Below are 14931 nucleotides of genomic sequence, written 5' to 3' on the forward strand. Positions count from 1 at the left end.
TATGGCAGGACAAATTTTAAATAAGACCATCGAGGTTGATGACATTGAGCTCTTCTATCGCGAAGCGGGAAACAAGAAAAACCCATCTTTGTTGTTGCTGCATGGGTTCCCGACCTCCTCTGTGATGTTTAAAAATTTAATGGTCGCCCTTGCCGACCGATACCACCTCATTGCTCCGGATTATCCTGGTTTTGGCTTCAGTGCTTTTCCAGACAGAAATGACTTTGAGTACTCTTTTGAAAATGTGGCGGCATACATCAACAAGTTTACCGATGCAATTGATTTAAAATCATTTACCACCTATCTTCATGATTACGGTTGCCCGATCGGGCTTCGGATCTGTGTCAGTAGTCCCAAAAAAATAGAGGGGATCATTGTCCAGAACGGCAATGCCTATCTTGAGGGCATTGAACCGGTATGGGATGAGATCAGGGATTACTGGGATCATCCTACTGAAGAGAAAAAGAAAAAGGTGTATGCCTTTTTAAGTAAGGAAGGTACAAAAGACCAGTATTTTGCCGGATTGCCCGAAGAAATGTTCGGTCACGTTAGTCCTGAAACCTGGCTGCTGGACTGGGAGCGGATGAGCAGGGCCGGCAACCTCGATATGCAATACCTGTTGAACTGCACTTATAAAAGCAATATTGAAATGTTTCCTGTCTTTCAGGAATATCTCCGTACACACCAGCCCCCGGCACTTGTGCTATGGGGAAAGTATGATCCCTATTATGACGTAAAAGAGGCCCACTGCTATAAGAGACACCTGCCAAACGCAGATGTTTATCTTATCGATGGCTCTCATATGGTACTGGAGACCAACTTTGACGAAGTCTTAAGTCTTATTGAGGGCTTTTTGTCTTCCTTGCACGATACCTGAGATAAGACACTACTGCAAGTGCAAAGACCGATGCGATCGTGATGTAAACCCATGATGGAATTGGAACGGGATCACCTTGTGCATAGGAATGTAAGCCCGATAGGTAGTAGTTTACACCAAAATAGGTCATGATAATTGTCGAGAAGCCGATCAGCGAAAGCAGGTTAAACAGATATTTGCTTCTCAGTCCTGGTATGAGCCGCACGTGCAGGATAAACGCATAAACGATCACCGAAATGAATGCCCAGGTTTCTTTAGGGTCCCAGCTCCAATACCTGCCCCAGCTTTCATTTGCCCAGATACCTCCCAGGAATGTTCCTACGGAAAGTAAAAATAAGCCTACGGTCAGCGACATTTCGTTGACGATTGCCAGTTCAGTTACTGATGCTTTTACTTTTGCAGAGATCTTGTCGTTGTCAATGATGAACAGTAGCAATACCACAGTTCCAATCAGGGCACTTAGGCCAAAGAAGCCATAGCTGGAGGTGATAATCGCAACATGGATCATCAGCCAGTACGATTTAAGAACCGGCACCAGCATGGTGATCTGCGGATTCATTTGTGAGCCGCCGTGTGCGAAACCCATCAGGATTACAGCAATTAAACATCCTGCAGCAGGAATAAATGCATTGCTGTTTCTGTACATCAGCAATCCTGAAACCACTCCAATCCAGCTGATGAACAGCACGGCTTCATAACCGTTGCTCCAGGGCTCGTGCCCGGATATATACCAGCGTACGCCCAGGCCTATTGCCTGAAGTAAGGTTGCCGTCCCGATCAGGATGAGTACGAAGGTCACCAGTTTATTTAATATTTTCGATGTCCTGAACAGTTTCAGAAATGCCAGCGAGAGGATCACCGTGCCTAAAACCGCATAGCAGATCATCAGTTTTAAGAACAGATTCCAGGAGTTATAACTTACTTCAAACGCTACTTTTGTTGCTGAAGGCACGACTGCCTTGCCGTATTTCTGCTGTGCATCGCTAATGCGCTGAAGTTCTGTATCTGCGGTCTGCCAGTTGCCGGTGGCCCGTCCCTGGTTGACAGCACTTACGTAGCGGTCAAAGGCATTTGGGGTAGCCGTGGTGTCCATATTGATAGGGGATATGGCTTCCCAGGTATTGTTCTTGTCGCCGGCTATGGGGAAAATACGCAGGTACTGGCCGGTGATCAGTTGTCCCATAGCCTCCAGTTTGTCGTTCATTTCAATCAGGTCTTTGTCGTAGTTGTCCTGTTCAGACGGTTTTTTGGCGAAGGCCTTCATGTAATCGTCTTTCAGGACAAATTCTGCGCTGCCGTCGTCATGCATCCTGATCAGGTTGACCATGGAGGTATAGCCTTCGGGGTCGGCGTTTACTACTTTTAGTATGTCCTTTCCGCCTTTTGTGTTGACTTTAAAGACAGGGACGTTAATCCAAATGAATGGATTGGTAGAGATAGACAGGAAAAACTGGTTGGCGCTGAGGCTGTGAAAACGGTCTTTACCATATAGCTTTCTTAAAATCTCGAGGGCCATGGTGTTTACCGGTTCAATCCGGCCGTCAATGTTCTGGACCAGCAGGTGCCCAAATTTATCGGCATGTTCAGCATCGATTTTTAAGGCGGCAGCAAATTCTTCTCCGTTTGCATTTTTGGAGGGTTTGTATGGCTGTGCAGGAGAACTGGCGGGTGCTGCTGGTTCGTGTTCATGTACTTCTCCGGGCTTGTGGACATGTTCTGTCCCGTCTTTGCCGTGCATGTCTATCTCCTGGCTAAAAGCGGCACCTGCTGGCAGGAAGAAAAGCAGCAGGAGCAGGGCCTTAGATTTGGCAAGTGTTTTCAGTTGCTCATTGAGCTTGGAGAAATGTGTTCCTTTCCAGAACAAGGTCACAAAAAGGCCTAGGAACAGCATGGTATATCCCAGGTAAGTTACGTTCGTACCCAGCTCATCATGGTTGACAGACAGGATGGTGCCTTTTTCATCAGAATCAAAGCTTGATTGGAAAAATCTGAACCCGGAATGGTCCAGTACATGGTTCATAAAGATTTTGTAAGGTGTTTCTGTGTTTCCGTGCTGGATGATCACATCTGAAGAATAGGCTGCAGGGCTATTACTGCCCGGATACTTTTCCATTTTAAATTTGGCCAGCTTCAAGGCAAAAGGGGTTTTGTAGATCTTGGAGCCATAGGCGAGGGCGATCTTCAGGCCGCCTACTTCACTCTGATGCTGGAAATTGGTCATCCCTTTGCCACCGTAAAAGGAAATGGTATCGACAGCGGTGGGGGTAGTAACCTCTACTTTTACCAGGTCAAGGTCGGTTTCGTGTGTGCGTTTATCGCCTTCATAATACATGATGTGGCCATTTATCGCGGGTTCGGGAACAACGAAAGCGAGGTCGCCGTAGGTGTATAAGCTTCTTAGGTTAAAAGGCTGGGCAATGTCGTCTCCGGTTACTACTTTTCTTTCTTGTGTAGCCATGATCATATAATTGCCTTCATAAGGCGAGGAAATCCGAAAGGTTCCTGTCGAATTGTCGATATTGATTGCGCCGGGCGTGGGTTTGTTGAAGCTGACCAGCATGTTGTTCATCAGTTGAACGCTGCCCGAAGGGATATATTTATTTACCCGCTTGCCATTTTCCAGAACTACCACGTGCAGTGTCGATGGTCCTGAGGGTTCCCGCACCAATGAATCCTGTGCACGGGCGTAAAAGTCAATCACCTTTATTTTAACGCGTTCGCCCCGGAAGTCATATTCTGATTTAAATGTCTTTTTAAACATCTTCAGATAACCCGGAATTCTATTGGAAATTAGAATGGCACGGACGTCGTCATAAGCCAAAACGTCTTCGCCTTTACCAATCTGAACTTTGAAGAATGTAGCATCGGAGATCACATCGCTGCTTGACTCCCCTTCCCGGATGTGCATAGAACCTTCAAAACTGATATACCTGGTGATGAACCCGCCAATGAAAATCACAATGAAGCCCAGGTGGAACAGGAGCAGGGGCCACTTTTTACGCTGTGTCAGCTGGTATCTTTCAATGTTTCCGATGAAATTGAGGATCAGGATGACCATTACCAGTTCAAACCACCAGCAGTTGTAGATCAGGGCTTTTGCTACGGGTGTGCCGTAGTCATTCTCAACAAACGTGGCCATGGCCATAGAAAATGCGTAAATTAAGAGCATCGCACCCATAGTCCGGGTCGAAAAAATGATTTTTGCTAGAGTTTTAAACATCGGTAATATCAGAAATGTGGTTTCATTCAGCGACCCGCAAGATACTGCTCGAAACCGAAAAAAATAAAAGGCAGTTGTATTATGGCAATAATCAGACTTTATTACGCTCCAATTTTCCAGTACACACTGACCAGTTCAAGTTCAATTCTGTCTGCGCTTTGTATGAAAAAAATTCTTAAATTCATTTCTATGAAAGCAATAAAAATCTTTTTGACTGTGGCTATCGCATTGGCTGCAGCAACATTGGCAGACGCCCAGGATAAAACAGATAGTATAAAGGTTTATTATGAGCCGGCAAATCCTGTTCATCATGGTGATAATCTGGAATATTATGTAGATAGTGTATTGTTAAAAATCGGTTTTATCGAAACTTTTAACCCAACCCAGATTGAAAAGATTGATATTGTTAAAAATAAAGTATATATCACACTCAAAAAAGACGTACCATACAACTTTGTCAGCCTTCAGTCCCTTAGTAACAAATACTTAAAAACCAGGGAAAATAAGGGGGTGCTCTATACCGTCGATGGAAAGCTCATTACAGATGCTGAGACTTGGATCAACGAAAAAAATATTCTGAGCATCAGTGTCGCTGCTGACCAAAAGGTGTCGGCCCTGCCCGGCGGGAAGGCAACGATCTTTAAGATACTGACCAGGTCTAAAGAAAATATTGAAAACGCGAATAAAATTTATATTCGGGGCAATACATTAGGTTCCAGGTAATTTGATATGAGCCTCTCTTCAAAAGCGGGAAACATTCTGGGCCAGATCAATAGTAAAACCATGCTGGGTGATCTGCGTAAAATTGCTAAGGAAATCAAAAAGGACCATGAACTGGCTATGGAACTGTGGTCAACGCGGCAGCTTTTGCCCAGACAACTCGCCATCCTGATAATGGACAATAAGCTGCTCTCGCAAGATCTGATCAATCAGCTTGACCATGACATGATGGATCATCCTTTTAAAGAGCGAAATCAATTAATGGATTGGTTGATGGCAAATCAGCTGGCTAAGGACAAGAAAACTATAGCGCTGATGGAATCCTGGAAAAACAGCCCTTCTTTACTTCAAAGACGAACGTTTTGGTATCACCAGGCCCGGTTGCGCTGGATGGGACAAGCACCCCCTCCGAATACCGGAGAATTGCTATCGGCAATTGAAACACAAATAAAGAACGAAGAACCTGAAGTACAATGGGCAATGAATTTCACGGCGGCCTGGATTGGTATTTTTGATAAAAAGTACCGGGCACGCTGTATTGAAATAGGGCAGAAAACGGGCCTGTATAAAGGTGAAATGGTGTCAAAAGGATGTACCCCCGATTATTTGCCGGAGTTCATTGCTATTGAAAGCAACAAAAGAGGTTTGTAGTTCATATAAATGATCTCATAACTTTTGAAGGGTCACCGGTTAACGAATTGGAGACCGCATTTCATGAATCCCCTCATCCAACGAAGTCATTTTAATTGTTTCAAACTCCTTATATTCGTATCTTTCTCAAAAAGATTAAAAGGCCCGGGATCTTCAAAAAATGGTATCATCACCTGTAAATCAAGTCATATGGATTCGAATGTTAGCATTATTACATCAGACAAAGGAGAGCGGTTGGCTATAGCCGGAGGCAATTACCGAGTCATTATATCAGGAGAACAAACCAGCAATAACTATGCTGTTATCGAAATGATTGTACCGCCAGGAGGCGGGCCGCCACCGCATTCACATCCCGATATACAGGAAATGTTTCACGTACTGGAAGGAGAAGTCGAATTTAAAACCGAAGCTGGTAAGCAAACCCTTCAAAAGGATGGCTTTGTGAATATACCATTAGGTGGAGCGATACATTGTTTCAAGAATAACTCAAAGGAATATGTCCGGCTACTTTGTACAGTAGTACCAGCAGGGCTGGAAAAATTATTCAAAGAAATTGGAACACCAGTTGGCCCGGGCGAAATGCTGCCAATGCCTGAAATGACTGAAGAAAGAAAGCAGCTTTTAAAAGAAATGGATATTAAATACAATCAGAAGACTTACCCTCCTGACTTTCTCGGTTGAGATGGCCAAGGGAGTGCTGACGGAATACTATCTTAGCAGTCAATAAACAAGACAATATACATATGCAGGATTTGAATAATAAAGTAGCCTATGTTACAGGCGGAACAAAAGGCATCGGTTTTGGGATCGCTAAAGCTTTGATTAGCGCAGGATTGAAGGTAGCAATTTCTGGCCGCAAGCTGGAAGATGTGCAACAGGCCAGAAAAGATCTCGGTTCAGAAAATGTATTGGCCGTCGCTTCGGATGTATCGGACTTTGAAGACGAAGCCCGCGCAGTGGCACTTATAGTTAAAGAGTTCGGTCAGCTGGATATACTGATTGCCAATGCGGGAGTAGGGAAGTTTGCCCCTGTGGATCAGTTGAGCCTCGAGGACTGGAATGCGATGATATCCACCAATCTGACGGGCGTATTTCATACACTTAAAGCAGGGGTAGAGCAATTGAAATTGAATAAGGGTTATTTTATAACGATCTCGAGCCTGGCTGGTACTAATTTTTTCGCAGGCGGATCAGGTTACAACGCTTCAAAGTTCGGTGTAGTAGGTTTTACACAGGCTGCGATGCTGGATTTGAGGGAATATGGCATCAAGTCGACCACCATTATGCCTGGTTCAGTAACCTCCCATTTCAATGGTCACACCCCAAATGAGGCTGATTCCTGGAAAATACAACCATCGGACATCGGGGAGATGATTGTCAATTTGTTGAAAATGAATCCAAATGTATTGCCAAGTAAAATAGAGGTACGTCCGGCGCAGACCAAATAACCGGACTGAGTTTGTATCTACCCCGGGGCGGAATCTTCGCATAAAGCATTCGGGTTTGATATCAACCTCTTTCCCTTTGCATCAGGACCAGCATATTACCCAGTGCTTCAGCTGTCCGTATAAGGTTATCTGCTGTACTTGCCAGCGCAGTTGCGAGATCTTCGGGCTGGTTTCCAATAGGCAATAATACATCAAAATACGCCTGTAAATTAACATTCCGCTCCAGCGGCACCTTGCCTGCCAGGGCAACTACAGGCAGTCCTTTAAGTTTGGCATGGTAGGCAACGCCAAAAGGCCCTTTACCCTGTAAGGTCTGCTCATCAATACTCCCTTCCCCGGTAATGACCAGATCGACCCGTTCCAGTGCCGAATTAAAATCTGTAAGTGACAGAAAATGATCTATCCCGTTTACCAGTCTGGCATTTAGAAATGCATATAAACCTGCAGCTGCGCCTCCGGCAGTACCGCCGTACTTTATCGCAGCCATATCCCTGCCTGTATGTTGCAAGGCCACAGCTGAAAGTTTATAAAGCGCCTCGTCCAATTTTTTCACCGCTTCTGGTGATGCCCCTTTTTGCGGGCCGAATACCGCTGCAGATCCCTGTTCACCCAATAGCATATTGTCCACATCGCACAAAACAATCACCTCACAGTTCAATATTCTTTCGTCCAGTGCTGAAAAATCGACCGTAGTTAACGCTCCAAGATCTTGAGGAAGAAGGGTCAGCTCATTGCCGTCCGCGCCTAAAAAACGGACACCAAGGGCACGCAAAATACCGGTACCACCATCCACTGTAGCCGAGCCACCCATGCCGATGATGATTTTTTTTACCCCCTGGTCAAGTGCTTTTCTGATCATTTCCCCGGTACCGAAAGAATTGGCACGCAGTGGGTTAAGTTCTTCGGGTTTAAGTAATCTTATACCTGACGCATCTGCCATTTCTATCACAGCAGTAGCACCATTGTCGATCAGGCCAAATACAGCATTTATTGGTCTGCCCAGCGCATCGTGTACTGCGACGTCCAGCAATGTACCTTTACATTTTTTTATGATTAAGGTTCCTGTACCATCCCCACCATCAGCTACCGGGAAACACTCCGTGGTCACACCGGCCTTACTTCGCCTTAAACCTTCCTCAATAGCAAAGGCTGCTTCTTCGGCATTCAGACCGTGTTTAAAAGCATTGGGGGAGATCAGGATATGCATAATGCCTTCATTTAAAGGTTCACTACGTTTACAGGATTCCCATCTTTATAGGCAGTCAGGTTGCTGATAGTTGTCTCCATCAACCTGGTCCTCGCTTCTTTTGTTGCCCAGGCAATGTGGGGTGTAATGATGCAGTTCTTTGCCCCAAAAATCGGGTTGTCCTTTGCAGGCGGCTCAACAGAAAGCACATCGAGGCCCGCTCCGGCAATTATATTGTTGTTCAATGCCTCGGCAAGATCTTCCTCAACAATAACAGGACCCCTTGAGGTATTCAAAAGAAAGGCGCTGCTTTTCATTCGCTGCAAATTCTCCTTATTAATGAGCCCTTTAGTCTCGGGGGTTAAAGGGCAATGGATACTGACAACATCTGACTGCTCCAGCAGTTCGGGTACTTCTGCCCACTTGAAATTACTGCGCTGAGACTGATCTGTACGGTTCCGGCTTGTCCCAATGATTTTCATCCCAAATGCGGTGGCCACATCAGCAACCTGCCTGCCTATATCGCCAAATCCGATAATGCCCATTGTTTTCCCTGTCAGTTCAACCAAGGGATAGTCCCAGAAGCAAAAGTCAGCAGAGGAAGCCCAGCGGCCGGAGGCCACAGCATCGCTATGGCGCTGTACATGCAGGCAAAGTTCCAGTAACAGGCCAAAGGTCAGCTGCACTACAGACGGCGTACCATAACCTGGTACGTTACTTACAGTTATCCCTTTTTCTCTGGCCATTTGGATGTCCACTATATTATAACCAGTGGCCAGGACTCCAATGTATTTCAAGTCCGGAAGACTCTTTAATGCCTCAGCGTTTACCGGTGTTTTATTGGTAAATATGACATCGGCCCCTTTTGAGCGTTCAACAACTTGATCTACCGGGGTGCGGTCGTACAGGGTCACGTCGCCGAATTGTTTCAGCCCGTCCCAGCTCAGGTCCCCTGGGTTCAGTGTATATCCATCTAATATTACGATTTTCATAGCTAATATTTAAATAAGTGATGAAGCTATCACAAACTTATATTTTTCGCAACTTATTATTTTACCTATTTATAGCTAAACACAAATTCTTCACCCTAACCCGGCAGGTGACGGTCTTAACTTAACTTATTAAGATACACACGCAGCTTTTTATTCCAGCGTTCCTGAGCTTCGAGATTGGCCCCGTGGCGGGTTTGCTTGTCATATTCGAGCTGTATTTTTTCGTAACTGGCGTAGAGTTTTTGATAATTGGTGCGAATCTCTTCCTTATAGTTCCTGGTGTAGCGGCAGGCATTCAATTCATCTTCAACTCTTTTTCCAATGATAAATCCTATGATGATGTGTCCTTGTTCATGAGTCACAAGCCGATCAATGTCGTTCTTATGCACCCGGGAAATGTCTAAATAGCTTTTGGAGCTGTTAGGGGTTATATTGACAGTAAGATTAACTTTTACTTCACCCGTGCGCGAATTGCGCTCTACAGCAAAATCGTAGTCGTAATCAATGAAGGTCATGCTGGCGTAAGGGCTGTTTTTAGGAGCCGAGCCCTGGAAGAAACTCAGGTCAATTTGCATGATGTCCGTTGGAATTAAGTTCTGTCCGCTTGCCTGGTTTGCCATAACGAGCAGGACGAGGATGTTGGACAAAGCTAAAAGTCTAAATGCTTTCGGTAAACGCATAGGGTAGCTAATTGATACATCCTGATACGAATAAATATGGTGCCAATATTCGCGGGGTAGATCGGTCTAAAAGACAACCCGGTACTTTTTGCTATGATTTCTATCGTGACTCCAAGTTCTTTGAGCTTTTTTGCAGTTTCAAGAGCTTGTTCATGACGACCTTCAGTTTTTCCTTCCTAATCGTCTCATCATGACTGTAATTATCCCTGGCGATCTTCAGACTCGCCTCGTAGGCACTCATTTCGTCCGGACTTAAATTACTCACCTCAGCTATTTTAACTAATTTAACAAACTCTTCCTTGTCTTTCAACGATACAGGAATTTCCTTCAATTTATTCATGTGTCTCAGTGAAAACAACCAGCCTTCCTCAGGCGTCTCGAGTTCAGTAGCCTGTTTGCGAAACTTGGTAATGTTAAAAGAAGTTAATTATCTTTTTATCGCTGGTGCAATGGCTATATTTAGTTGATCATACCAAATATACATAAACTTTATGCGCTCACTCTATTTAACCCTTGCAATAGCCTTTTTTTTATTATCCTTTGGACTCACTGCGTTTGCCCAAAACAAAGATGGACAAAATCCTGCTGTCAAATTGTCCATTCAGGAGCAAAAGAATGTCACTATTAAGGGTAACATTAAATCTTTCAGGCCAAGCCAGGGTTTAATAGACGAATACGCATTCGTTTATGTGGATATGGTGACCGGCAAGGACGTCATTATACCGATCAGCAAAGATACCGCTGGGAACTTTAGCGTCACTTTTCCGGTTCAGGGTTATCAGGAAATTATGCTCAGCCAGGGGTATAAAATAGGAGATGAGGTTCGGTTTGGGGGTTATTTTGTAAACCGGTTCTTTGTAAAGCCGGGAGAAGACCTGAACTTTGATTACAAGGCAAATAAGGACTATTCTTTCAAAACCAGCTATGGAGGAAGTCTGGCCAATGCAAATAACCAGCAGGACAAATATTCTAAATCCTTGCGGGAAAGTTTAGGATTCACTGACCTTGTTGCTTATGAATATCTGGATTCTCTAAAACCCGGCGCCTATGTTCCCTTAAAGCATTTATTAAAATCACAACTTAAAAAAGTCCTGGACTTTAACACTCAGTACTTCAAAGTTAAGGGACGCGACCCTTTTTTAAAGAAGCAGATGGATTTGGAGGCTAAATATTTTCTAGCCAGTTATTTATCACTGGCATTGTTCAAATTAAAAGAACAAGATCCAGGTATGCTCCTGTTCCTGGATTCAATAGACGTTAAACTGGACAATCCGGAAGCTTATGGAAGTGTCAGGTATAAAAGTTTTTTGAATAATTATTATCATCAGCTACAGCGGGAAACGTTTAAAAAGGATGAGGAAGTTACCGTTCTTTTTGCGGACATGGCCAGCTACCTGCTCAGGGAGCACATTGAATTTGCTGAAGAGGAAAAAGCACTTTGCCGAAGGATTTTGGATACGGTGAATAAGGCATCTGAAGAAGACAGAAAGTATTTCAACGAGAATTATTTGGAGAAGTTTGGCGGCGAATACGTTGACACTTATAAGGCCGGCGCAACTTTCGATCAGATCGCTTCCAGCAAAGATCCATTTGTAAGGACCATTTTCCTGACCAGGTTGCTTAGGGAAAAACTGGACAATAATCAGCTGGTGAGTATCAATTCATTAATTCCCAGGTACAAGGCACTGGTGAACGACAATCCGGTTAAACGACTTTTCTTAAAAGACTATCAACTAGCCTACGATCTGCTTTATAAGAGTAAGCTTTCTGCTAAGTCGGTTATACTTGACGCAAAAAAGCTACCGGCCACGGGGATTGTTAAAAATATGCTTGAGCGATATAAGGGCAAGGTGGTCTATCTGGATATTTGGGCAACCTGGTGTATTCCATGTCTTACGGAAATGAAGAATTCGAAGAAACTCCGTGACCAGTTTGCTGGTAAAGATGTCATTTTCCTGTATTTATGTATCAGTTCGCCCACAGAAAGCACCTGGCAGAGGTTGATCGCGGGCCACAATATTGAGGGGGAGCATTATTTCTTGAGTAATGCACAATCTGCTGATCTGGCGCGAGAATTTAATATCAGGATGATTCCGCGATATTTGATCTTTGATAAAAATGGCAATGTGGCTAATAAAGAGGCTGACCGGCCGTCGAGTACTAAGACGAAGATGGAAATTGAGGGGTTGCTGCAGAGGCAGGATGTTTAAATGCGATATTAATGGAAACACTCCCTAAATACCTGCTCAACATGGAACCATTTGACATTGAATTTAATTTCCCAACGAAGGTTTACCTAATTGGTTGACTAACCTTCTATACAACCAAATTTTTCGGGATGATTCCCTGCCGTCATACCCACATAAATAATCGAACAGCCTTGTTATGTTAGGATTAAAATAATTTATGCCACTTTGTTTCCAAGGTAAATAATAAGGAGAATTTCCTGATTTGCTAAAAACAACTAAATCTGGGCCTTTATTGAACCTGATTATAATTTTATAACTGGCTTCATGATCCATTCGAAACCGGGGATAACAAAGTGAAGTTAATGACCCTTGCACAAAAACAGAGTCGTCTATTCTTTTCAAAAACTTTTCTTCTGGTATTTGCTTGCTGACACGTTCTGAAGCCCGGTAATATTTAATTAATGAATCCCGATTGAGGTTGAATGAACTCGTTTTTATCCTCGGGCTTGGATTAAACAGACAGCGTATCAGAAGTTTTATGCTGTCTGAGGAAACTTCATGAGTGAATATGTCAGATATAGAATCCTTTTCAAAATATTCAATTTTTTTACGTTGAGCATGCCACTTACCGTTTTCCGGAATGATGTTCGCCTGTGTATAAAAACCGGTCATCCCGCCATTATTTATAATCAATTCAATATCCTTGATGTTTGAAATGTGCCCGGATACAACATTGGACATTTTGTCTTGCGCCCTCAAGTTTAGGCACAAGAATAGAAATAGGCAACATATTAGATATTTCATAACATTACTAATGTCGTATAAACCTATGCTTTCATAATGATAAGTTCCCAAGATACATAAATGGCAATCAACTAGCGAACCTGGTGTGGGGGATAGCGGGGTAAAACTATCGGATTCCCTTGAGCAGTGCTCCGAAATCCGGGCTGTCAAAGTTAAATTCTATCTCCTTGTGCTGCGGAGTGTAATTTACAATTACAGGGAACTGCTTTATTTTATTCACATCGATCATCAGTTCGTACCTGCCGCTTGGATCATTCGCCAATTTCAGATATTCAAACACAGCAATTCCTTTTTCAGGATCAATAACATGGATATCAATTGAACTTTTACTGCCATTATAGTCAGCGACCGTCGAGATTTTGTAGGAGTTTTCCCCTGTTTTACTGAAACTACTGGTCCCGTAGATCATTCTTTCCATGCCCATTTCAATAAATATACTGTCGCTCAGCGATACTCTTGTGTAGCTCCAGTCAGATGGAGCATATAAATAGTACTTTCCTTTGTACAAACTCAGTTTGCACCAGTTGAGCGGTATGTCTGTTATCCGCAGGGGTTTGTTTGCTTTGACTTTAAAGGACTTTAGTCTGCGGATGCTCTCTTTATGCTCCCTGTCTTTTCTGGTGTAAGCTGTATCTGCAATCCGAGCGTAATAAGCTGAATTTGGATTGGGGTCAATAAAAATGGCGTGACCTTCTTTATCCCGGGGTTTTAAGAATACAGTATCAAGCTGCTGGGCAAAACCAGTGGTGGTCAGTATGCAAAATGCAAGAATCAATAGATATTTCATTACTAAATATAGTGAAATTTAGCCAGGCATCCGGTGGCGGCTGATGGCAAAAGTGTTTCTTATAGAGTTTACCAGGGGAGGTTATAAATCCATAAATAGACGCTGTTGATGATTGATAATGGTTCAGGGAGAGGGGCTTTCTGATATGCACTTTAATAATTACCTTTGCATTTCTTTGATTGTACCGGTGCAGCTGTGTGCCGGTACAGTTATATAGAGGCAGCACGTACATCAATGATCTCAAATAATAAACACCGTTTCTTTTTAAGTCTTTTCTTTTTTATCTCGGGGCTTAGCTTTGCTACCTGGGCATCGCGTATTCCTACCATTAAAACTGCTTTTGGGTTCAATGAGGCGGAACTGGGCAGTGTTTTGCTGGCCATGCCTGTCGGTTCTCTGATTGGCCTGCCCATTTCCGGATGGCTGGTTTCTAAGTATAACAGCCGGGTGCCGCTTACGGCGGGCTATGCGCTCAACGGTCTTTCTCTGGCCCTGATCGGGTTTGCGCACAATACATTTAGTCTTTTGCTGGCCATCACGCTTTTTGCCTTTACCACCAGGATTTTTAACATCTCTGTAAATACCCAGGCATTGACACTGTCAAAGAGATTTGAAAAGAAAATATTGGGATCGTTTCACGGATTTTGGAGTATAGGGGGGATCGCGGGTATTGCACTATCTACTTTTTTACTGGCGCTGAATGTCTCTATTGAATATCATTTTGCGGCTGTAGCTTTGCTGATGATCGTGATCAGTGCTTATTCTTATCAGTTTTTGCTGAAAGGTGACAGGTCTGAAACGGGAAATAAGATTGTGCTGAGCAAACCTGATCCTTATATTTTCTATCTGGGGATTGTCGTGTTTTTGTGTGCGATCTGCGAAGGGGGGATGTTTGACTGGAGCGGTATCTATTTTCAGGAGGTGCTTGATGTAAAGATCTTTACCTATGGTTACCTGATTTTTATGACTTTCATGGCAGCTTCCAGGTTCCTTTCGGATATCATCATTGGCAGGTTTGGCATGCCGAAGACTTATATCATGAGTGCGGTGTTTGTGGTGTCGGGAATTTGTATGGCAATTATTTATCCTACGTTCTGGACTGCGATGATCGGGTTTTCGCTGGTAGGGTTTGGGACGGCATCTATCATTCCCATGTCTTATGCGCTGGCCGGGCAATCGAAAAAATACTCTCCGGGTATGGCGATATCAATCATCGCCACCTATTCTATCACAGGTATGCTGCTGGGGCCGCCTTTAATCGGGTACCTGGCTCATGCATTTAACCTGAGAGTATCTTTTATAGTATTTGCCCTATGCGGACTGCTGCTGGTGCCCATCACCAGGATGTTCTTCAGACATCAGGCCACATTGAAATAG

The 14931-nt window shown here is 43.8% G+C and carries 14 protein-coding genes; 7 read left to right on the forward strand and 7 right to left on the reverse strand.

Features of this window, described 5'->3' with window-relative positions; all coding sequences use genetic code 11:
* The first annotated feature begins 1 nt into the window (after nt 1).
* Nucleotides 2-877, forward strand: coding sequence for an alpha/beta fold hydrolase (locus tag QEP08_RS11550; protein ID WP_285058143.1), 876 nt, complete (start codon nt 2-4; stop codon nt 875-877).
* Here QEP08_RS11550 and QEP08_RS11555 read toward each other — a convergent pair.
* On the reverse strand, nt 840-4097 hold the full coding sequence (locus QEP08_RS11555; protein ID WP_285058146.1) for a cytochrome c biogenesis protein: 3258 nt from the start codon (nt 4095-4097) through the stop codon (nt 840-842). The two genes, QEP08_RS11550 and QEP08_RS11555, sit on opposite strands and share 38 nt — an antisense overlap.
* 189 nt (nt 4098-4286) lie before the next feature.
* Here QEP08_RS11555 and QEP08_RS11560 point away from each other — a divergent pair, with 189 nt between their 5' ends.
* From QEP08_RS11560 to QEP08_RS11575, 4 genes are all read left to right on the forward strand, one after another.
* Nucleotides 4287-4820: a hypothetical protein gene (locus QEP08_RS11560; protein ID WP_285058148.1), complete on the forward strand. Its 534-nt coding sequence runs from the start codon at nt 4287-4289 to the stop codon at nt 4818-4820.
* A gap of 6 nt (nt 4821-4826) precedes the next feature.
* Nucleotides 4827-5468, forward strand: coding sequence for a DNA alkylation repair protein (locus tag QEP08_RS11565; protein WP_285058151.1), 642 nt, complete (start codon nt 4827-4829; stop codon nt 5466-5468).
* Nucleotides 5469-5657: 189 nt separating this feature from the next.
* Entirely contained in the window at nt 5658-6149 is a 492-nt protein-coding gene (locus QEP08_RS11570; protein ID WP_285058154.1) for a cupin domain-containing protein, read from the forward strand.
* A 62-nt stretch (nt 6150-6211) separates the two neighbouring features.
* Entirely contained in the window at nt 6212-6916 is a 705-nt protein-coding gene (locus tag QEP08_RS11575; protein ID WP_285058157.1) for an SDR family oxidoreductase, read from the forward strand.
* Nucleotides 6917-6977: 61 nt separating this feature from the next.
* Here the strand turns inward: QEP08_RS11575 and QEP08_RS11580 are convergent, their stop codons facing one another.
* The 4 genes from QEP08_RS11580 to QEP08_RS11595 form a co-directional block, all read right to left on the reverse strand.
* Nucleotides 6978-8123 (reverse strand): glycerate kinase, encoded by a 1146-nt coding sequence (locus QEP08_RS11580; RefSeq protein WP_285058159.1) that lies wholly within the window; start codon nt 8121-8123, stop codon nt 6978-6980.
* A gap of 11 nt (nt 8124-8134) precedes the next feature.
* The gene (locus QEP08_RS11585; protein WP_285058161.1) at nt 8135-9094 is read right to left on the reverse strand and encodes a D-2-hydroxyacid dehydrogenase; all 960 of its coding nucleotides are present in this window, start codon (nt 9092-9094) and stop codon (nt 8135-8137) included.
* Nucleotides 9095-9210: 116 nt separating this feature from the next.
* Nucleotides 9211-9774 (reverse strand): DUF922 domain-containing protein, encoded by a 564-nt coding sequence (locus tag QEP08_RS11590; protein ID WP_285058163.1) that lies wholly within the window; start codon nt 9772-9774, stop codon nt 9211-9213.
* A gap of 100 nt (nt 9775-9874) precedes the next feature.
* Entirely contained in the window at nt 9875-10186 is a 312-nt protein-coding gene (locus QEP08_RS11595) for a PD-(D/E)XK nuclease family transposase (protein WP_285058369.1), read from the reverse strand.
* Nucleotides 10187-10265: 79 nt separating this feature from the next.
* On the opposite strand from QEP08_RS11595, the gene QEP08_RS11600 reads away from it, so the two are divergent.
* Complete coding sequence (locus QEP08_RS11600; RefSeq protein ID WP_285058166.1) at nt 10266-11984, forward strand: TlpA family protein disulfide reductase; 1719 nt, start codon at nt 10266-10268, stop codon at nt 11982-11984.
* 63 nt (nt 11985-12047) lie between these two features.
* Here the strand turns inward: QEP08_RS11600 and QEP08_RS11605 are convergent, their stop codons facing one another.
* Together QEP08_RS11605 and QEP08_RS11610 are read right to left on the reverse strand one after the other, a co-directional pair.
* On the reverse strand, nt 12048-12722 hold the full coding sequence (locus QEP08_RS11605; RefSeq protein WP_285058169.1) for a hypothetical protein: 675 nt from the start codon (nt 12720-12722) through the stop codon (nt 12048-12050).
* 151 nt (nt 12723-12873) lie between these two features.
* Nucleotides 12874-13554 carry a hypothetical protein gene (locus tag QEP08_RS11610; RefSeq protein ID WP_285058172.1) on the reverse strand — a complete coding sequence of 227 codons (681 nt, stop codon included), beginning with the start codon at nt 13552-13554 and terminating at the stop codon, nt 12874-12876.
* A 234-nt stretch (nt 13555-13788) separates the two neighbouring features.
* Between QEP08_RS11610 and QEP08_RS11615 the strand changes: the two genes are divergently transcribed.
* Nucleotides 13789-14931, forward strand: a complete 1143-nt coding sequence (locus QEP08_RS11615; protein WP_285058174.1) for an MFS transporter — start codon at nt 13789-13791, stop codon at nt 14929-14931.

The sequence above is a fragment of the Pedobacter ginsengisoli genome, from assembly GCF_030244015.1.
Lineage (GTDB): Bacteria > Bacteroidota > Bacteroidia > Sphingobacteriales > Sphingobacteriaceae > Pedobacter > Pedobacter ginsengisoli.